The following is a 17,861-nucleotide window of genomic DNA, read 5'->3' as shown; positions in this document are numbered from 1 at the left end:
GGTAACGGATGGGCGCGCCACTGCAAGTGTCGTCACAGCAGTCGCGCTTCGGGCAGGGTCAGTGTGCGCGGGATCTTTGTCGCATCCCAGTGGGTGCTGCCCCATTTCAGCAGTTCCTGTGGCGAGGCGTGGGCCAGTTCGGGCCCCGGCTCTTGCCCCAGCGCACGCAAGGCTCTCAGCAACAATGGCGTGGCCTGACCGGCTTCCAGCGGTGGCGAGCGATAGGACTTGCCGAGCTTGTTGCCGTCCGGCTGGGTGATCAGGGGCAAGTGCAGATAACGCGGCTGACGCAGGCCCAGCAGTTCTTGCAGGTACAGCTGGCGCGGCGTCGAGTCGAGCAGATCGGCACCGCGCACGATGTCGGTGATGCCCTGCCAGGCATCGTCCAGCACCACCGCCAGTTGGTAGGCGTAGAGACCGTCGCGGCGACGGATCACGAAATCACCCACGTCGCGGCCCAGATGTTGGCGGTATTCGCCCTGCACCCGGTCGATGAAGTGATATTCCAGCTCCGGTACGCGCAGGCGGATCGCGGCATCTTCCTGGTCATGGCCGGCGTTGCGGCATAGCCCAGGATAAATGCCGTGATACGGCTCCAGCTGTTTGCGCGAACAGGTGCAGGCGTAGGCGAGGCCGTGATTGAACAGGCTGTCGAGCACCTGGGCGTAGGCTTTGTGCCGATCGCTTTGGCGGACCATTTCGCCGTCCCATTCGAAGCCATAGCTTTCCAGCGCCTTGAGAATCGCCGCTTGCGCGCCGGGCTCTTCACGGGGCGGATCGAGATCCTCCATGCGCACCAGCCAGCGGCCGTTCACCGAGCGGGCGTCCAGATAGGAAGCGAGGGCGGCGACCAGCGAACCGAAGTGCAGGTGGCCACTGGGCGTGGGGGCGAAGCGGCCGATGTAGGCGGGGGAAGTGTTGGCAGTCATGAGGGCGATGTTACTTGAAGAGTAAAAAACGGCAGAAACAAAAACGGAGCGTTCGCACGCTCCGTTTTTCGTTCAGGTCGGGATTACTTGCCGACCTGCTTTTCCTTGATTTCCGCCAGGTTCTTGCAGTCGACGCACATGTCGGCAGTCGGGCGGGCTTCGAGGCGCTTGACGCCGATCTCGATGCCGCAAGAGTCGCACCAGCCGTACTCTTCGTCTTCGATCAGTTGCAGGGTCTTGTCGATTTTCTTGATCAGTTTGCGCTCGCGGTCGCGGGCGCGCAGCTCGAGGGCGAACTCTTCTTCCTGGCTGGCACGGTCGGCCGGATCAGGAAAGTTGGCCGCTTCGTCTTTCATGTGATCAACAGTGCGGTCGACTTCCTGCATCAACTCCTGCTTCCACTTGGACAGGATCTTGGTGAAGTGCGCGCGCATTGGAGCGCCCATGTACTCTTCGCCCGCTTTCGGGACGTAGGGTTCGAAACCGCTGAGGGTCTGACTTGCCTGTTGCTTTGCTTGGGTGGGCATGAAATGGACCGCCTCTACTCTTGTAATCCATTGCGCAGGATTGCTCCATCACCGACACCTGCCGGCCCTGCGGCTGCAAGCGGGCGAACTTACCAGATCAATTCGGCCCGCGCTACTCCCGGATGTCGAGCGCGTGGCCGTTGGGGCTTGCAAATGTTTGCCAAGCCATGTCCGGCAATGTTGCAGACCTGCTCAATCACTGATTTTAGTCAATCCTGGAGCGTACGCTCGGGTCGTTACAGTCCAGTGTTCTTGAGGCTGTGACCACTGCGGGTTCTCGCTCGTTCCGGCAGATGGGTAGAATCGTTTCTTTTCACTCGTTGAAGGAAGGCCAATGGCTCAGCCCTACAGTGCGCGCAGTCGTGCGATCGAACCGTTCCATGTGATGGCGTTGCTGGCGCGGGCCAATGAATTGCAGGCCGCCGGCCACGACGTGATCCACCTGGAAATCGGTGAGCCGGACTTCACGACGGCCGAGCCGATCATCCGCGCCGGCCAGGCTGCGCTGACGGCGGGCAAGACCCGTTACACCGCAGCGCGCGGGATTCCCGAGCTGCGGGAGGCGATTTCCGGTTTTTATCAGACCCGTTATGGTCTGAATATCGACCCGCGGCGCATTCTGATCACTCCGGGCGGCTCCGGGGCCCTGCTGCTGGCCAGCGCATTGCTGGTGGATCCGGGCAAGCACTGGCTGCTGGCCGACCCCGGCTATCCGTGCAACCGGCAATTTTTGCGTCTGGTCGAGGGCGCGGCGCAACTGGTTCCTGTAGGCCCGGATGTCAGGTATCAACTGACGCCTGATCTGGTGGAGCGCCACTGGGATCACGACAGTGTCGGCGCCTTGGTGGCTTCGCCCGCCAATCCGACCGGAACGATCCTGACGCGCGACGAACTGGCGGGGTTATCCACAGCCATCAAGGCGCGCCACGGGCATCTTGTGGTGGACGAGATCTACCACGGCCTGACTTACGGCACCGATGCCGCCAGTGTTCTGGAAGTCGACGACAGTGCGTTTGTCCTCAACAGTTTTTCCAAGTATTTCGGCATGACGGGTTGGCGCCTCGGCTGGCTGGTGGCGCCGGATGCGGCCGTCAGTGAGCTGGAAAAGCTCGCGCAGAACCTCTACATCAGCGCGCCGAGCATGGCCCAGCATGCGGCGCTGGCCTGTTTCGAGCCAGAGACCATCGCGATCCTCGAAGAGCGCCGCGCCGAATTCGGTCGTCGCCGCGATTTCCTGCTTCCCGCTCTGCGGGAGCTGGGCTTCAATATCGCCGTAGAGCCGGAAGGCGCCTTCTACTTGTATGCCGATATCAGCCAGTTCGGCGGCGATGCCTTCGCGTTCTGCCGGCATTTCCTTGAAACCGAGCACGTGGCATTCACCCCGGGCCTGGATTTCGGTCGTTATCAGGCCGGCCATCATGTGCGCTTTGCCTACACGCAAAACCTCCCTCGCCTGCAGGAAGCGGTGGAACGCATCGCCCGTGGCTTGAAGAGCTGGCAAGGCTGATGCGCTTTCATCCTCCTCTTGAAGAGGGACGGTTGATCCGCCGTTACAAACGCTTTCTCGCCGATATCGAAACCGTTGGCGGCGAGTTCCTGACCATTCATTGCCCGAACACCGGTTCGATGCTCAATTGTCAGGTCGAGGGCGGGCAGGTCTGGTTCAGCCGCTCCAATGATCCGAAACGCAAGCTGCCCGGTACCTGGGAAGTCGGCGAAACTCCGCAGGGCCGGCTGTTTTGCGTGAACACCGGACGCGCCAACACACTGGTCGAAGAAGCTTTGCAGACCGGCGTCATCAGTGAATTGAACGGGTTTACCGGGCTCAAGCGCGAAGTGGCATACGGACAGGAAAAGAGCCGGATCGATTTTCGCCTCGATTACCCGGCGGGCCCGGCCTACGTGGAAGTGAAAAGTGTCACGCTGGGTTTCGACGGCACGGCGGTCGCGGCATTTCCCGATGCGGTGACAGAGCGCGGCGCCAAGCATTTGCGTGAGCTGGCGCATCTGGCCCGGGACGGGATTCGCGCGGTGCAGTTGTACTGCGTCAATCTCACGGGTGTCGAAGCGGTGCGTCCGGCCGAGGAGATCGACGCGACCTACGCCGCTGCGCTGCGCGAGGCGGTGGCGTGTGGGGTCGAAGTACTGGCGTATGGCGTGCGTTTGAGCCATGAAGAGATGGTGATCGACCGGCGCCTGGACGTGCTGCTCAACGGTTAAACATCGATCCACAGCCCTTGCGCGTCTTCACGGCAAGGGATGGCCGTCAGCGATTGCCCGGCGCACGGGCCGGCGACGCATTCTCCGTCCTCGATCAGAAACAGTGCGCCGTGGGTGGCGCACTGGATCAGGCTGTTGCTCGGGTCGAGAAACTGGTCGGGATGCCATTCCAGGCCGACGCCCCGATGCGGGCAGCGATTGAGATAGACGTAAGCCTGCCCCGCGCGGCGCACGGCAAACAGTTTTTTGCCGTCGATATCGAAACCGCGACTGCCGCCTTCAACCAGATCGGCACCCGCGCAGAGAAACTTCATGGCTATCCTCAGTGTCGGCTCGTGTCTGGATATGTCCGAGCTTGACGTTCAAATGCAAACAATTATCAAATGGCCGCCTTCGCCCGTGGCGAGGTGACCGCTGCCGAGGATACTTGGCCTGCCGTCCCGATGCCCGGGAAAACCTTTCAAGGAAGCTGTCTATGCGCTTGAGTACCCGCGTTGCTGTGCTGTGTGTCGGACTTTTGGTCAGCCACCAGGCTGCAGCGGCCGAGTTGCCGCAACGTTGGGTCAGCGCCGGCGGCGCCTTGTCGGAGTGGGTGAGTGCATTGGGTGGCGAGTCCAGGTTGGTGGGCGTCGACACCACCAGCCAGCATCCGCAATCCCTTCAGTCGCTGCCGAGCATCGGCTATCAGCGCAGCCTGTCGGCCGAAGGCATCCTCAGCCTGCGTCCGGACATCCTGATCGGTACCGAAGAAATGGGCCCGCCGCCAGTGATCTCGCAGGTTCGCAACGCCAAGGTGCAGGTGGAATTGTTCTCGGCTCAGCCGGATCTGCCGACGCTGGAAAAAAACGTCACCCATCTGGGGCAGTTACTGGGCGCTGAAAGCCAGGCCGTGCAATTGCTGCAACGTTATCAACAGCAACTCGATGCGCAAAAGGCGCGTGTGGCCCAAGCGCAGACTAAACAGAAGGCGCCGGGCGTGCTGTTGCTGCTCGGCCATGCCGGCGGCAAACCACTGATCGCCGGCAAGGACACCGCCGCCGACTGGCTGCTGCAACAGGCGGGCGGGCATAACCTTGCGACCCACACCGGTTACAAGCCGTTTTCCGTGGAGTCCCTGGCCAGTCTCGATCCTGAAGTGCTGGTGTTCGCTGACCGTGCGCTGACCGGCGAGGCGGCGAAAGCAGCGTTGTTCAAGGAAAACCCGATCCTCAATTCCAGCCGTGCGGCCAAGGCCGGACGCGTGCTGGAGCTGGACCCGACGCTGCTGGTGGGCGGGCTCGGGCCGCGTTTGCCGGCTGCGCTGAAGACCCTGTCTGACGGTTTCTATCCGGCACCGAGCGGCCAATGACCACGCTGGTCAAACCCCGTGGCTTGTTCATCGGCCTGATCCTGCTGTGTTTGCTGGCGATCTGGCTGTCGCTGGCGTTGGGGCCGGTCAGCCTGCCGTTGTTTGATACCTTGCGCGCTACCCTGCGCATGATCGGTGTGCCGCTGGCGCCGGACGGGCTGGAGCAGGCTGAGCTGATTCTCGGGCAGATTCGTTTGCCGCGTACGCTGCTCGGGTTGGCAGTTGGCGGTGTGCTGGCGCTGTCCGGGGTGGCGATGCAGGGGCTGTTTCGCAATCCGCTGGCCGATCCGGGGTTGGTCGGCGTCTCGAGCGGCGCGGCGTTGGGTGCTGCGGTGGCGATCGTCGGCGGTTCGTTTTTCGGCGGTCTGCCCGAGTGGTTCGGGCCTTATCTGCTGTCGGTTTGCGCGTTTCTTGGCGGGCTCGGCGTGACGGCGCTGGTCTATCGCCTCGGTCGCCGCAACGGGCAGACCCATGTGGCGACCATGTTGCTGGCGGGTATTGCTCTGACGGCGCTGGCGAGTTCGGCGGTGGGGTTGTTTACCTATCTGGCCGACGACGCAACATTGCGCACATTGACGTTCTGGAACCTGGGCAGCCTTAACGGCGCGAGTTATGCGCGGTTGTGGCCGCTGCTGATCATCACTGCCGGTGTTGCACTCTGGCTTCCGCGTCGGGCCAAGGCACTCAATGCATTGCTGCTTGGCGAGTCGGAAGCCGGGCATCTGGGGATCGATGTCGAGCGGCTCAAGCGTGAACTGGTGTTTTGCACGGCGCTGGGCGTCGGCGCAGCGGTGGCCGCGGCGGGCATGATTGGCTTTGTCGGATTGGTGGTGCCGCATCTGGTGCGCTTGCTCGCGGGGCCGGATCACCGGGTATTGCTGCCGGCATCGGTGCTGGCCGGTGCCAGTCTGTTGTTGCTGGCGGATCTGGTGGCGCGTCTGGCGCTGGCACCGGCGGAGCTGCCGATCGGCATCGTCACCGCGTTCATCGGTGCGCCGTTCTTCCTTTATCTGTTGCTGCGAGGGCGTGCCTGATGCTGTGCGCGCACAATCTGCACATCCGCCGTGGCCGCAAGACCGTTCTGGCCGACGTCAGCCTGCAGCTCGAACCGGGCGAAGTGCTGGGCGTGCTGGGGCCGAATGGCGCCGGCAAAAGCACCTTGCTCGGCGCGTTGTGCGGTGAGCTGAGCGCACATGAAGGGGAAGTGTTGCTGGACGGTGAGGTATTGAGCCACTGGAGTGGCACTCAGCGCGCCCAGCGGCTGGCGGTGTTGCCGCAGGTATCGACCCTGGATTTTGCCTTTCGCGTTGAAGAAGTGGTCGGCATGGGGCGTCTGCCTTATCAGAGCGGGCGGGTGCGCGATGACGAGATCGTCGCTGCCGCATTACGGGCGGCCGATGCCGGACACCTGAGTGGCCGCAGTTATCTGGCACTGTCCGGCGGTGAGCGTCAGCGGGTGCATCTGGCGCGGGTGCTGGCGCAGCTCTGGCCGGGGCAGGCGGGGCAGACGTTACTGCTCGATGAGCCGACCTCAATGCTTGATCCATTGCATCAACACACGACGCTGCAGGCAGTGCGCGAATTTGCCGATCGCGGCGCGGCGGTGCTGGTGATCCTGCATGATCTGAATCTGGCGGCGCGCTATTGTGATCGCATCCTGCTGCTGGAAGGCGGGCGCCCGGTCGCACTGGATACACCTGAGCAGGTATTGCGTCCGGAATCGCTGAAGGCGGTTTTCGGTCTGGAAGTGCTGGTGCAACCGCACCCGGAGCGCGGGCATCCGCTGATCATCGCCCGCTGATTTCGTCATCGAGGTGAAGATATGCGCAGGACTTTGCTGTTGGCGGTGGTGTGGCTCGCAGGCTGCCAGCATGTTGCGGCGCCGCCGGTCGTTGGCGAGATCCGGGATCTGCGCACTGGCGAGAGGCTGACGGCGCAGCAATTACTGACTCAGCTGAGCAATCCATCGCGGGTGGTTATCGGCGAGCAGCATGACAACGTCGATCACCATGCCATTCAATTGTGGTTGTTACAGAACCTCGAAGACTCGCGCCCTCAGGGCAGCCTCCTGCTGGAAATGCTGACACCCGATCAACAGTCGCGGGTTGATGACGTACGACATGCCTCAACGCCGCCGGCGGATCTTCCTGCTGCATTGGCCTGGCAGGACGGTTGGGACTGGAATCTCTACGGGCCGATTGTTCGGTTCGCCCTGACGCAATCCTGGCCTTTGCTGGCGGCCAATCTCGATAACATCGAAATTCGCGCGTTCTATCGCGATCCTCCTGTCCTGAGCGGCGAGCGCAGCAACGCCAAATCTGTGAAAGAAACGTTGTTGGAGCAGATCGGCGATTCTCACTGCGGCTTGCTGCCGTCATCACAGATGCCGGCGATGCTGGCGGTTCAGCAACAGCGGGATCGACGCATGGCCTCGCGATTGTTGGCGGCGCCCGCGCCTGCCTTGTTATTGGCGGGTGCGTATCACGCGCGCAAGGATGTCGGTGTGCCGCTGCATGTGCTGGATCTGGGCGCGCCCGAAGCGCCGACGGTGCTGATGCTGGCGGAGCAGGGCAGTCAGATCACGGCGGCGATGGCTGATTATGTCTGGTTCACCCCCGCCACACCGAAACCGGATTATTGCGCCGAAATGCGTAAACAGTTCGGCAAAAAATGACTTTTCCACAGGCAAAAAAAGACCCGGTAAAAACCGGGTCAAATAACCGTGATTAGCCTGATGAGGAGATAATCTGAGAGTCCGAACCAAGGGCTTTTCAGAATATCGACTGATCTCGCGACCAGTTGTGATAATCATAGCGATTCTCATTAACGAGTCAACTACTGTTTTTTCATTTCTGTCGTTTTGTCCCGGCAAGGGCGTCAACGGCCTGTGTATACGGGCGTTACCTGACTGTTCGATCCCGTCAGCTGCTTGTTGAGCTCGTCGATGCGCCGCGCCATGCTTTCGATCAGGCTGTGGGCGATTTTCGGATTGCTGCGGGTCATGCTCAGAAACTGATCGCCGGGGATCAGCATCACGGTGCTCGCTTGCCGGGCAATGACTGTTGCGTTGCGCGGTTCGCCGGTGAACACGGCCATTGCGCCGAATATTTCATCCTTGGGCACGTCGCCTACCTTGTGTCCGTTAACAAACGCTTCGGCGTGTCCTTCGATAATCACGAATACATGGTCGGCGACATCGCCCTCGCGGATCAGAACGTCTCCGGCTTCGACCCGCTTGAAACCATTGGTGCTGCGAAACTCGCGCGGCTTGAACTCGGCGACTGCATGCGCCAGCAGTGCCATTTGCCCGAGCAGGTAGCGCAGAAACTGTTCCGAGCGCGAAAAGTCGCCATACACATGTTGAAACAAATCGCTTCGGTGATAAGGCCGTAAAGTCAGCGGGTTATCGGCGTACAAGCTGCAATCCGCCCATCCCGGACCCTGTTGCAGGCCGATCAAATCTCCCTCGTGCCAGTAAAACAAGCCGCGACCGCAGAGTCGCCCGTTGATGACACCTTGCGTCAGCAAAAACAGCTGGTCGTCCGGCAAACGTGCCAACAGATCATCCGTGGCTTCAAATTCCAGCGGCGGCCCGCACGGCTCCAGGCCTTCAAGCCATTGCGCAGGCAAGCTCTGCAAGTGGTTGATCAATGCATCGGCCTGGGCCGATTGTTCCCCGAGCAGGTACATGACTGTCAGTGCCCGTCAGTTCTTGTGGCGAGAGGAAATGGCTTCCAGCTGTTTGTTCAGAGCGTCCTTGCGTTCGGCTGGAATGTCGTTCCAGTGCACATCCATCAAAGCCCCTTCGATCGCATACAACAACACCTTCGACGCCCGGAACCCGCGTGTGCGCACGGCCCGATAGGCATCCACGGCGCCAAGGCGACGCAGATCCGAGGCGCTGTGGATGCCCACGGCATGCAGCCATTGCGCCGACGTCTTGCCAAGATTCTTCAGGTGTTGCAGTTCATCATTCATCAAGCCTCCTTGCGACGGCCGAATGGTGCGTGGGCGATCTTCTCAGGAGTGTAGCCATCAGTAGGAAAAGCGTGGTTGTTTGGTCGGATTCAACGCAAACGCTTCTAAGAAAGGTCAGTTTCCGCGGATGAATCAGGATGGGGAGGGCGAGGGAGAATTACCAATGGCACGCAATCCAGCGCAAAGCGGGGGCGCTGGACGGTTCAGGTTTCCAAAAGATCAGCGGGTACGATAACGCAGGCGCGTACCGAAATTCATCGACATCAGGATTTCGTCTGCACTTAGCTCCGGCGGAAAGTAGGCACCGGAAATCTGCGCATGCGCCAGGCTCGCGCCTTCCAGCGAAGCGTTGCGAAAGTCGATGCCGCGCAGGTCGGCGGAACGGAAGTAGGCGTCCCGGAAATCCACGCCATCGGCGTTCAGTTCACGCAGGTCGAGGCCGCGAAAATCACCGCCGACCATGTCGATCGGGCCGTCTTTCGGGCGTTCATTGTTGAAACCTGCGATGTCGTCTTTGTGCAGCAAGGCATAAAGCGGGGTGTCGAGAAGTTTCGGCTGGCTCATGTCGTATCACCTGTTGGTTTTATGACGCCAGTATAGTGCCACTATTTGACGGCCGTGAAGCGAGCGAGGGCTTCACGGCCGAAATAGTTTCTTACAGACCTGGCAGACGCTGGCGGATCTGCGCCACGACGGTGTCCAGAGTGCCGGATTCATTGGTCTGCACGCGTTTGCTGCGCAGGATTTCATCCGGCGTCAGGGCTTCGCGGTTAGCCTGCTGTGCTTCGATCACGGCGAGGGTCGCGTCGGACGGATCCTTCTTGTCTGCCTGACGAATCGCCAGCCAGCTCTCGATCACTGCCTGTGGAGCATTGCAATCGAGGATCAGGAAAGGCGTGCCGGTGGCTTCGGCAACTTTGGCGGCGTTGTCGCGTTGTTCGCGCTTGAGGTACGTGGCGTCGATCACCACCGGGAAACCGGCGTGCAGGATGACTTCGGCGATTTCATGCAGACGAGCATAAGTCGCGGTGCTGGCATCGGCGCTGTAGATCCCGGCCTGAACATCGTTGGCAACGGTTTGCTCGCCGAACAGACGCTTGCGTTCAACGTCGGAACGCAGGCGAATCGCGCCCAGCGCTTCGACCAGACGCATGGCAACGTGGCTTTTGCCCACAGCGGATACGCCGTGGGTGATCGCCATGAAGCGCGAAGGAATGGTGCTGTAGCTTTCCGCCAGGTTGGCGTAGTTGCGATATTGGCGCAGGGTCGTTGCGCGCTGCACCGGGGTTGCGTCGGCAGGCATGCTGAACAGCGCAACCTTCGCACGAACCAGCGCTCGGTACGCCTTGTAGAAGTTCAACACTTCCAGACCCTGATAGTCGCCAGTCAGCTCCAGGTATTGGCTGATGAAACGACGGGCCAGGGATTTCAGGCCACGGTCTTCCAGGTCCATCGCCAGGAAGCCAGTGTCGGCCCAGACGTCAGTGAAGCGGAACGGTTCGTTGAACTCGATGCAGTCGAAGATCACCACTTTGCCGTCGATGACGGTGGCGTTGCCCAAGTGGATGTCACCGTGGCATTCGCGGGTGAAGCCCTCGGCCTTGCGCTGGGCGAACAGTGGCTTGAGGCGTTCGAAGCTGCTTTCGGCCCAGGCTTTCAGCGCTTCGAGTTGCAGCAGATCGTTCTTGTCGCTGAGGAACGGCAGGATCTGTTCGAAGTTCTGCGAGACCGGCGCCATGACAGCATCCGGGGTACCGGCTTCATGCTCGGCCGGAACCTTTGGCGCATTGAGGTGGAAACGAGCGATCTGCTCGGCCATTTCGTCGATGTGTGTGGTGGTCAGTTCGCCATTGGCTTGCAGGGTGCTCAAAAGACCGGTTTGCGGGAACTGGCGCATTTTCAGCACGTATTCGATGGCCGGGCCTTCGCCGCCCAGTTGTGGTGCTTCGGCGCTGCCGGTCACTGGCAACACTTCCAGATACAAATCGTCGGTCAGGCGCTGATTCAGTCGCAGCTCCTCGCCACAGAAATGCTCGCGTGATTCGAGGCTGGTGAAATCGAGAAAACCGAAATTCACCGGTTTCTTCACTTTATAAGCGTAAGGACCGGTGAGCAGAACCCACGAAATATGGGTTTCGATGACCTGAAACCCTTCGACAGGGTGCGGGTATAGGGCCGGGTTTTGCAGGGCAGCGATCAGGGACTGGCTCACGGGCGATCCTTCAGAGACTGGGGAAATTCGAGGTCGCCATTATGGCCGCTCGCCCGCCCGACGCAAACCTCGGAGCGCTCCTGTTGAGTATGAATAAAGTGCGTATAATCCGCCGCCATGACTCGTACTCGATCCCCCCGTACCCCTAAAAAACCACCTTCCCGGGGCCTGCGCCCATGGTTGGGCTGGGCCCTTAAACTCAGTCTGGTCGGCCTTGTGGTGCTGGCCGGCTTCGCCGTTTACCTCGATGCCGTGGTGCAGGAGAAGTTTTCCGGCAAGCGCTGGACCATCCCGGCCAAGGTGTACGCGCGCCCGCTCGAGCTGTTCGTCGGACAGAAGTTGAGCAAGGACGATTTCCTCACCGAACTCGATGCCCTGGGCTATCGCCGCGAAGCCGTGAGCAATGGCCCCGGCGCTGCGGCGGTCAACGGCAACACCGTCGATTTGAATACCCGTGGCTTCCAGTTCTACGAAGGCCTCGAGAAACCGCAACCGGTGCGCGTGCGTTTCTCCGGTGATTACGTGGCCGAACTGTCGGCGACGAACGGATCGAAGCTGTCGGTGGTGCGTCTGGAGCCGCTGCTGATCGGCGGGATCTACCCGAAAAACCTTGAAGACCGGATTCTGATCAAGCTCGATCAGGTGCCGCCGTACCTGCTGGAAACCCTGGTCGCCGTGGAAGACCGGGATTACTACAGTCACTGGGGCGTCTCGCCGAAGTCGATTGCCCGGGCGATCTGGGTCAACACATCCGGCGGCAAGATGACCCAGGGCGGCAGTACGCTGACTCAGCAACTGGTCAAGAACTTCTACCTCACCAACGAACGCAGCCTGACCCGCAAGCTCACCGAAGCGATGATGGCGATGCTGCTTGAGCTGCATTACGACAAGAAGGAAATTCTTGAGGCGTACCTCAATGAAGTCTTCGTCGGTCAGGACGGACAGCGTGCAGTGCACGGTTTCGGTCTGGCCAGTCAGTTCTTCTTCGGCCAGCCATTGTCCGAGCTGAAACTGCATCAGGTCGCGCTGTTGGTCGGCATGGTCAAGGGCCCGTCCTATTACAACCCGCGGCGCAACCCGGAGCGGGCGCTGGAGCGGCGTAACCTGGTGCTCGACGTGCTTGAGCAGCAGGGTGTTGCGTCTGCCGAACAGGTGGAGGCAGCAAAGAAAATGCCGCTGGGCGTGACCTCGCGCGGCAAGCTGGCCGACAGCTCGTTCCCGGGCTTCATCGATCTGGTCAAACGCCAGTTGCGTGAAGACTACCGTGACGAGGACTTGACCGAAGAAGGCCTGCGGATCTTCACCAGTTTCGACCCGATCCTGCAGATGAAGGCTGAAGCCTCGGTCAATGACACGTTCAAACGTCTTTCCGGCCGCAAGGGGCCCGATGACGTGGAAGCGGCGATGGTCGTGACCAACCCGGAAACCGGCGAAGTCCAGGCGATGATCGGCAGCCGCCAGGCCAGTTACGCCGGGTTCAACCGAGCCCTGGATGCAGTGCGCCCGATTGGCTCTCTGGTCAAACCTGCGGTTTATCTGACGGCGTTGGAAAAGCCGAGTCAGTACACGCTCACCAGTTGGCTGTCGGACGACCCGCTTTCCATCAAGGGTGCTGATGGCCAGGTCTGGAAACCGCAGAACTATGATCGTCGCTCACACGGTACGGTGTTCCTCTATCAAGGGCTGGCGCATTCCTACAACCTGTCGACTTCGCGTCTAGGGCTGGCGGTGGGTGTTCCGAATGTCCTCAAGACCATCGGGCGCCTGGGTGTGACCCGCGAGTTCCCGGCGTTCCCGTCGATGCTGCTGGGTGCCGGGGGCATGACGCCGATCGAAGTGGCGACCATGTACCAGACCCTCGCCAACGGTGGCTTCAATACGCCGATGCGCGGAATCCGCAGTGTGCTGACCGCCGAGGGCGAGCCGCTCAAGCGTTATCCGTTCCAGATCGAACAGCGTTTCGATCCGGCGTCGATCTACCTGATTCAGAACGCCATGCAGCGTGTGATGCGCGAAGGTACCGGCAGCTCGGTCTACAACGTGTTGCCCAAGACGCTGACGCTGGCCGGCAAGACCGGTACCAGTAACGATTCGCGCGACAGCTGGTTTGCCGGTTTCAGTCAGGATCTGCTGGCCGTGGTCTGGCTCGGACGTGACGATAACGGCAAGACGCCGTTCACCGGTGCTACCGGTGCCCTGCAGGTCTGGACCAGCTTCATGCGCAAGGCCGATCCGCTGCCGCTGGACATGCCACAGCCGGACAACGTGGTACAGGCGTGGGTCGATTCGCGTACCGGTCAGGGCTCTGATGCCAACTGTCCGGGCGCCGTGCAGATGCCGTATATTCGCGGCAGCGAACCGCCACCCGGCGCTTCCTGTGCGGGCGAAAGCCCTGCGTCGGGCGAGTCGGTGATGGATTGGGTCAAGGGCTGGATGAATTAAGCGAAGAGGGTTTCAAGTGAACAAGTGGTTGATTCCAGCGGTGACCGCCGTGGCTTTGCTCAGCGGCTGCTCCACCGTACAGCGTGGTTCGATCCCGGTGGTGGATGCGGGGACGACCGTCTCCAACAGTGAGCGTCTGTCGGCCAATGGCGGTTTCCGCAAGACGACGGTCAAGCGCCCGGTACAAGGTCAGGCGCAATCCCAGGCCATTCCGCAAGGCGATACCGGCGTGGTGGTGATGGTGCCGGGCGGCGGCGCCACGACATCGGCGCCGATCAGCACGTCGCCGATCGTTCCGGGCCCTGCCTCCGGAGGTATCACGCCGGGGCCATACAATCCTTCGCCGGTCGAGTCTGCCCCGATCAGCTCCGGCAGCTACAGCATGCCTTCGACGCCGAGTGGTGTTCCTTCAGCCGGCAGCAGCGGCGGTCTGTCTGCCGATGAGCAACTGGACGGCCCGGTACTCGCTTTGCTGACCACTGCGCAGCAACAGCAGGCCGGCGGCGACTTGAATGGCGCATCCTCCAGCCTCGAGCGCGCTCAACGCGTTGCGCCGCGTGAGCCGCAAGTGCTCTACCGCCTGGCGCAAGTGCGTATGGCCCAAGGCGACGCTCCGCAAGCCGAGCAGACCGCCCGCCGCGCGCTGACCATGGCCAACGGCCGTCCGGACTTGCAGGCCAGCCTGTGGGAGCTTATTGCTCAAGCTCGCGAAAAACAGGGTGATTCCGCCGGCGCCGCTCTGGCCCGTCAGAAGGCCAGGGTTTCGCTGTGATGGACGCGCGTTTCTCGAAAGTCGCCGATCAACTGTTGTTGATCGAGCGTGAATTGCGCGCCCAGGGCTGGTGGGATGACGTCCAGCCTTCGGTCGAAGCCTTGAGCAGCGTCGAGCCATTCTCGGTCGACACGCTCGATTTCGAGCAGTGGCTGCAATGGATCTTCCTGCCCCGGATGAAGATCATCCTCGAGCAGAACCTGCCATTGCCCAATGCCTCGGGCATTCAGGAAATGGCCGAAATGGTCTTCGCCCAGCGTAATCTGCAGGGCAAGGATCGGCAGTTGCAGGTCTTGCTCAAAGAGTTCGATCTGCTGATCACTGCTTCACGCTGAGCAGCCGGCTGCCAGTGATCACTGGCAGTTTTCGGCAATCTTTTTCTGCGTCTCTGCGATTCGCTCCTGACGTTGCGTATCGCTCAGTCGACGCAACTCTCCCTCGGTTTCCTCCCTCAGGCGCGGATTGTTCTGCAACTGCGCCAGGTTCGTACGCGCCTGTTCGCAAAAGACCTTGAGCTGGTCCTGTTGCTCGGCGACCTGTTTTTTGACCTTGTCATCGATGGCTTTCTGATCCCCCAGCGGGCCGCTGCCTGGCATGGCTGCCGGACGCGGGGAAGACGAGGGCGGCGTTTGTACTGTCGTTGCAGACTGACCTTGTGGTGGTTGCGCATCGAAGTGCGTGACACCTTGGGCATCGACCCACTTGTAGATCTGACCGGCCATGCACCAGGGGCTGAGGCCGATCAGCAGAGTGACGAGGAGCGTTCGCATGCTGATTCCTTGGCAAAATTGCGCAATTGACGCTAACAGAGTAGCGCTTTTCAGGTTTTTTCTTGCGTTCTCATGTGCTTACCCACAATTAGGCCTAAAGACGGCTTGACTTGGAGAGGGCGAAACAGAAGAATCCAAAGTCCGCTGTACAGGGACTGCCAGAAGCAGACCCTCTCGGCAGATCATGAGGCGCATATCCGCGTCGACCTGTTACACCCGCAACGCGTTACCTCGCGCTGGGTGGGAAAGGCCCGCAACACTTGGGACGATCCCAATACTTGCTCAGTCAGTGCTGACGTAGTCGGCGACCACCGTCGCTCATGCTCTGCCGAGAAGTAAACCTATTAAGACCCGTTCGCTTTTCTGTGGACGGTATTCTGGCGTTTTAGAGGTGAACAACGTGGAGCTTTTATCTGGCGGTGAGATGCTCGTCCGCTTCTTGCGTGACGAAGGCGTCAAATATATCTACGGGTACCCGGGTGGTGCTCTCCTTCATGTTTACGATGCCCTGTTCAAAGAACCGGAAGTGACCCACATCCTGGTTCGTCACGAACAAGCGGCTACCCATATGGCTGACGGCTACGCCCGTGCCACCGGTAAGGCCGGCGTGGTATTGGTGACTTCCGGTCCAGGCGCCACAAACGCCATCACCGGTATTGCCACGGCCTACATGGACTCGATTCCGATGGTGATCATTTCCGGTCAGGTGCCAAGCACCATGGTCGGCACCGACGCGTTCCAGGAAACCGACATGATCGGTATCTCCCGGCCGATCGTGAAGCACAGCTTCATGATCAAGCACGCGTCCGAAATCCCGGAAGTCATGAAGAAAGCCTTCTACCTGGCGCAATCCGGTCGTCCGGGTCCGGTCGTGGTCGATATCCCGAAAGACATGACCAACCCGGCCGAGAAGTTCGAATACATCTTCCCGAAGAAAGCCAAACTGCGTTCCTACAGCCCGGCCGTTCGCGGTCACTCCGGGCAAATCCGCAAGGCGGCAGAAATGCTCCTGGCGGCCAAGCGTCCTGTGCTGTACTCCGGCGGTGGCGTGATTCTCGGCAACGGCTCCGCGCCGCTGACCGAGCTGGCGCAAATGCTCAACTTGCCAGTGACCAATACCTTGATGGGCCTGGGTGGCTACCCTGGCACTGACCGTCAGTTCATCGGCATGCTCGGCATGCACGGCAGCTACACCGCCAACCTGGCGATGCACCATGCCGACGTGATCCTGGCTGTCGGTGCGCGTTTCGACGATCGCGTGATCAACGGCGCGCCGAAGTTCTGCCCGAACGCCAAGATCATTCACATCGACATCGACCCGGCTTCGATTTCCAAGACCATCAAGGCTGACGTGCCAATCGTTGGCCCGGTGGAGAGCGTCCTGACCGAAATGGTCGCGATCCTCAAGGAAATCGGCGAAACCCCGAACAAGGAAGCGATCACCAGCTGGTGGAAGCAGGTTGATGAGTGGCGCGGTGATCGCGGCCTGTTCCCTTACGACAAGGGCGACGGCAGCAAGATCAAGCCACAGACCGTGATCGAAACCCTGTGCGAAGTGACCAAGGGCGACGCCTTTGTGACCTCCGACGTGGGCCAGCACCAGATGTTTGCTGCGCAGTACTACAAGTTCAACAAGCCGAACCGCTGGATCAACTCCGGTGGTCTGGGCACGATGGGCTTTGGTCTGCCGGCCGCGATGGGTATCGCGCTGAGCTTCCCTGACACCGATGTTGCGTGCGTCACCGGTGAAGGCAGTATCCAGATGAACATCCAGGAGTTGTCGACCTGCCTGCAATATGGTTTGCCGGTGAAGATCGTCATCCTGAACAACGGTGTCCTGGGCATGGTGCGTCAGTGGCAGGACATGAGCTACGGCAGCCGTCACTCGCATTCGTACATGGAATCGCTGCCTGATTTCGTCAAGCTGGCCGAGGCCTATGGCCACGTCGGCGTGCGCATCACCGAATCGAAAGATTTGAAGTCGAAGATGGAAGAAGCGTTCGCCCTGAAGGATCGCCTGGTCGTGATCGATATTTCGGTCGATACCAGCGAGCACGTCTACCCGATGCAGATCAAAGACGGCTCGATGCGCGATATGTGGCTGAGCAAGACGGAGCGTACCTAATCATGCGGCACATTATTTCCTTGCTTCTGGAAAACGAACCTGGTGCTTTGTCTCGTGTAGTCGGCCTGTTTTCGCAGCGCAACTACAACATTGAAAGCCTGACCGTGGCGCCCACCGAAGACCCGACCCTGTCGCGTCTGACGCTGACCACTGTCGGCCACGATGAAATCATCGAGCAGATCACCAAGAACCTGAACAAGCTGATCGAAGTGGTCAAGCTGGTGGACCTGTCGGAAAGCGCTCATATCGAGCGTGAACTGATGCTGGTCAAGGTCAAGGCCACTGGCGCCCAGCGCGCCGAGATCAAACGCACCACCGATATCTACCGTGGACAGATCGTCGACGTCAGCGCCAGCGTGTATACCGTTCAACTGACCGGTACCAGCGACAAGCTCGACAGCTTCATTCAGTCCATCGGCACCGCATCGATTCTGGAAACCGTCCGTAGTGGCGTCACCGGTATTGCCCGCGGCGACAAAGTACTCAGCATCTAAACCAAATTAGCGAATGGCCTGAACGGCCTGGATATAAAGGGGAA

19 protein-coding genes are annotated in these 17,861 nt (G+C 60.6%); 11 read left to right on the top strand and 8 right to left on the bottom strand.

Translation table 11 applies throughout. The features are described 5' to 3' along the window. Window positions 1-32 precede the first annotated feature (32 nt). Complete coding sequence (gene gluQRS, locus C6Y56_RS24310; protein ID WP_169431945.1) at window positions 33-929, bottom strand: tRNA glutamyl-Q(34) synthetase GluQRS; 897 nt, start codon at window positions 927-929, stop codon at window positions 33-35. A gap of 83 nt (window positions 930-1,012) precedes the next feature. Next, window positions 1,013-1,456, bottom strand: a complete 444-nt coding sequence (gene dksA, locus C6Y56_RS24305; protein WP_169431944.1) for an RNA polymerase-binding protein DksA — start codon at window positions 1,454-1,456, stop codon at window positions 1,013-1,015. Between the two features lie 334 nt (window positions 1,457-1,790). On the opposite strand from dksA, the gene C6Y56_RS24300 reads away from it, so the two are divergent. Next, window positions 1,791-2,963, top strand: coding sequence for a pyridoxal phosphate-dependent aminotransferase (locus C6Y56_RS24300; protein WP_169431943.1), 1,173 nt, complete (start codon window positions 1,791-1,793; stop codon window positions 2,961-2,963). Next, window positions 2,963-3,676 carry a DNA/RNA nuclease SfsA gene (gene sfsA / locus C6Y56_RS24295; protein WP_169431942.1) on the top strand — a complete coding sequence of 238 codons (714 nt, stop codon included), beginning with the start codon at window positions 2,963-2,965 and terminating at the stop codon, window positions 3,674-3,676. Before C6Y56_RS24300 ends, sfsA begins: the two co-directional genes overlap by 1 nt. On the opposite strand, the gene C6Y56_RS24290 is transcribed toward sfsA, so the two are convergent. Next, window positions 3,673-3,990: a Rieske (2Fe-2S) protein gene (locus C6Y56_RS24290; protein WP_085689800.1), complete on the bottom strand. Its 318-nt coding sequence runs from the start codon at window positions 3,988-3,990 to the stop codon at window positions 3,673-3,675. The two genes, sfsA and C6Y56_RS24290, sit on opposite strands and share 4 nt — an antisense overlap. A 161-nt stretch (window positions 3,991-4,151) precedes the next feature. Here C6Y56_RS24290 and C6Y56_RS24285 point away from each other — a divergent pair, with 161 nt between their 5' ends. From C6Y56_RS24285 to C6Y56_RS24270, 4 genes are read left to right on the top strand one after another with little or no spacing between them, the layout of a single operon-like run. Continuing rightward, window positions 4,152-5,024, top strand: coding sequence for a heme/hemin ABC transporter substrate-binding protein (locus C6Y56_RS24285; protein WP_169431941.1), 873 nt, complete (start codon window positions 4,152-4,154; stop codon window positions 5,022-5,024). A gap of 50 nt (window positions 5,025-5,074) precedes the next feature. Beyond that, on the top strand, window positions 5,075-6,058 hold the full coding sequence (locus C6Y56_RS24280; RefSeq protein ID WP_169432707.1) for a FecCD family ABC transporter permease: 984 nt from the start codon (window positions 5,075-5,077) through the stop codon (window positions 6,056-6,058). Further along, window positions 6,058-6,825 (top strand): heme ABC transporter ATP-binding protein, encoded by a 768-nt coding sequence (locus C6Y56_RS24275; RefSeq protein ID WP_169431940.1) that lies wholly within the window; start codon window positions 6,058-6,060, stop codon window positions 6,823-6,825. Before C6Y56_RS24280 ends, C6Y56_RS24275 begins: the two co-directional genes overlap by 1 nt. A 21-nt stretch (window positions 6,826-6,846) precedes the next feature. Then, a complete protein-coding gene (locus C6Y56_RS24270; protein WP_169431939.1) occupies window positions 6,847-7,698 on the top strand; it encodes a ChaN family lipoprotein in 852 nt (283 codons plus the stop codon). Between the two features lie 203 nt (window positions 7,699-7,901). Here C6Y56_RS24270 and C6Y56_RS24265 read toward each other — a convergent pair whose 3' ends face one another. From C6Y56_RS24265 to C6Y56_RS24250, 4 genes are all read right to left on the bottom strand, one after another. Continuing rightward, on the bottom strand, window positions 7,902-8,714 hold the full coding sequence (locus tag C6Y56_RS24265) for a Crp/Fnr family transcriptional regulator (RefSeq protein WP_169431938.1): 813 nt from the start codon (window positions 8,712-8,714) through the stop codon (window positions 7,902-7,904). Window positions 8,715-8,729: 15 nt separating this feature from the next. Then, entirely contained in the window at window positions 8,730-9,002 is a 273-nt protein-coding gene (locus C6Y56_RS24260) for a TfoX/Sxy family protein (protein ID WP_003228231.1), read from the bottom strand. A 219-nt stretch (window positions 9,003-9,221) separates the two neighbouring features. Then, window positions 9,222-9,566, bottom strand: a complete 345-nt coding sequence (locus tag C6Y56_RS24255; RefSeq protein ID WP_108563258.1) for a pentapeptide repeat-containing protein — start codon at window positions 9,564-9,566, stop codon at window positions 9,222-9,224. A gap of 91 nt (window positions 9,567-9,657) precedes the next feature. Further along, window positions 9,658-11,214: an AAA family ATPase gene (locus C6Y56_RS24250; RefSeq protein WP_169431937.1), complete on the bottom strand. Its 1,557-nt coding sequence runs from the start codon at window positions 11,212-11,214 to the stop codon at window positions 9,658-9,660. A gap of 117 nt (window positions 11,215-11,331) precedes the next feature. Between C6Y56_RS24250 and mrcB the strand changes: the two genes are divergently transcribed. Genes mrcB through C6Y56_RS24235 form a run of 3 tightly spaced genes read left to right on the top strand, consistent with a single transcriptional unit; the run spans window position 11,332 to window position 14,763 of the window. Beyond that, window positions 11,332-13,656 carry a penicillin-binding protein 1B gene (gene mrcB, locus C6Y56_RS24245; protein ID WP_169431936.1) on the top strand — a complete coding sequence of 775 codons (2,325 nt, stop codon included), beginning with the start codon at window positions 11,332-11,334 and terminating at the stop codon, window positions 13,654-13,656. Between the two features lie 16 nt (window positions 13,657-13,672). Beyond that, window positions 13,673-14,428: a tetratricopeptide repeat protein gene (locus tag C6Y56_RS24240; protein WP_169431935.1), complete on the top strand. Its 756-nt coding sequence runs from the start codon at window positions 13,673-13,675 to the stop codon at window positions 14,426-14,428. Continuing rightward, on the top strand, window positions 14,428-14,763 hold the full coding sequence (locus tag C6Y56_RS24235; protein WP_085712134.1) for a YqcC family protein: 336 nt from the start codon (window positions 14,428-14,430) through the stop codon (window positions 14,761-14,763). The genes C6Y56_RS24240 and C6Y56_RS24235 overlap by 1 nt, the downstream gene beginning before the upstream one ends. Before the next feature lie 18 nt (window positions 14,764-14,781). Here the strand turns inward: C6Y56_RS24235 and C6Y56_RS24230 are convergent, their stop codons facing one another. After that, window positions 14,782-15,198: a DUF4124 domain-containing protein gene (locus tag C6Y56_RS24230; RefSeq protein WP_169431934.1), complete on the bottom strand. Its 417-nt coding sequence runs from the start codon at window positions 15,196-15,198 to the stop codon at window positions 14,782-14,784. A 400-nt stretch (window positions 15,199-15,598) separates the two neighbouring features. Here C6Y56_RS24230 and C6Y56_RS24225 point away from each other — a divergent pair, with 400 nt between their 5' ends. Both C6Y56_RS24225 and ilvN read left to right on the top strand, forming a co-directional pair. Next, window positions 15,599-17,323, top strand: coding sequence for an acetolactate synthase 3 large subunit (locus tag C6Y56_RS24225; protein ID WP_169431933.1), 1,725 nt, complete (start codon window positions 15,599-15,601; stop codon window positions 17,321-17,323). Window positions 17,324-17,325: 2 nt separating this feature from the next. Then, window positions 17,326-17,817: an acetolactate synthase small subunit gene (ilvN, locus tag C6Y56_RS24220; protein WP_003205610.1), complete on the top strand. Its 492-nt coding sequence runs from the start codon at window positions 17,326-17,328 to the stop codon at window positions 17,815-17,817. Window positions 17,818-17,861 lie beyond the last annotated feature (44 nt).

Origin of the sequence: Pseudomonas fluorescens (assembly GCF_012974785.1) — a bacterium.
GTDB lineage: Bacteria > Pseudomonadota > Gammaproteobacteria > Pseudomonadales > Pseudomonadaceae > Aquipseudomonas > Aquipseudomonas fluorescens_BT.
This window is presented reverse-complemented; position numbering and strand designations above follow the sequence as displayed.

What these genes read in the sequence shown, in the direction of transcription:
- gluQRS (WP_169431945.1), bottom strand. Translation starts at nt 929, where the DNA reads ATGACTGCCAACACTTCCCCCGCCTACATCGGCCGCTTCGCCCCCACG.
- dksA (WP_169431944.1), bottom strand. Translation starts at nt 1,456, where the DNA reads ATGCCCACCCAAGCAAAGCAACAGGCAAGTCAGACCCTCAGCGGTTTC.
- C6Y56_RS24300 (WP_169431943.1), top strand. Translation starts at nt 1,791, where the DNA reads ATGGCTCAGCCCTACAGTGCGCGCAGTCGTGCGATCGAACCGTTCCAT.
- sfsA (WP_169431942.1), top strand. Translation starts at nt 2,963, where the DNA reads ATGCGCTTTCATCCTCCTCTTGAAGAGGGACGGTTGATCCGCCGTTAC.
- C6Y56_RS24290 (WP_085689800.1), bottom strand. Translation starts at nt 3,990, where the DNA reads ATGAAGTTTCTCTGCGCGGGTGCCGATCTGGTTGAAGGCGGCAGTCGC.
- C6Y56_RS24285 (WP_169431941.1), top strand. Translation starts at nt 4,152, where the DNA reads ATGCGCTTGAGTACCCGCGTTGCTGTGCTGTGTGTCGGACTTTTGGTC.
- C6Y56_RS24275 (WP_169431940.1), top strand. Translation starts at nt 6,058, where the DNA reads ATGCTGTGCGCGCACAATCTGCACATCCGCCGTGGCCGCAAGACCGTT.
- C6Y56_RS24270 (WP_169431939.1), top strand. Translation starts at nt 6,847, where the DNA reads ATGCGCAGGACTTTGCTGTTGGCGGTGGTGTGGCTCGCAGGCTGCCAG.
- C6Y56_RS24265 (WP_169431938.1), bottom strand. Translation starts at nt 8,714, where the DNA reads ATGTACCTGCTCGGGGAACAATCGGCCCAGGCCGATGCATTGATCAAC.
- C6Y56_RS24260 (WP_003228231.1), bottom strand. Translation starts at nt 9,002, where the DNA reads ATGAATGATGAACTGCAACACCTGAAGAATCTTGGCAAGACGTCGGCG.
- C6Y56_RS24255 (WP_108563258.1), bottom strand. Translation starts at nt 9,566, where the DNA reads ATGAGCCAGCCGAAACTTCTCGACACCCCGCTTTATGCCTTGCTGCAC.
- mrcB (WP_169431936.1), top strand. Translation starts at nt 11,332, where the DNA reads ATGACTCGTACTCGATCCCCCCGTACCCCTAAAAAACCACCTTCCCGG.
- C6Y56_RS24235 (WP_085712134.1), top strand. Translation starts at nt 14,428, where the DNA reads ATGGACGCGCGTTTCTCGAAAGTCGCCGATCAACTGTTGTTGATCGAG.
- C6Y56_RS24230 (WP_169431934.1), bottom strand. Translation starts at nt 15,198, where the DNA reads ATGCGAACGCTCCTCGTCACTCTGCTGATCGGCCTCAGCCCCTGGTGC.
- ilvN (WP_003205610.1), top strand. Translation starts at nt 17,326, where the DNA reads ATGCGGCACATTATTTCCTTGCTTCTGGAAAACGAACCTGGTGCTTTG.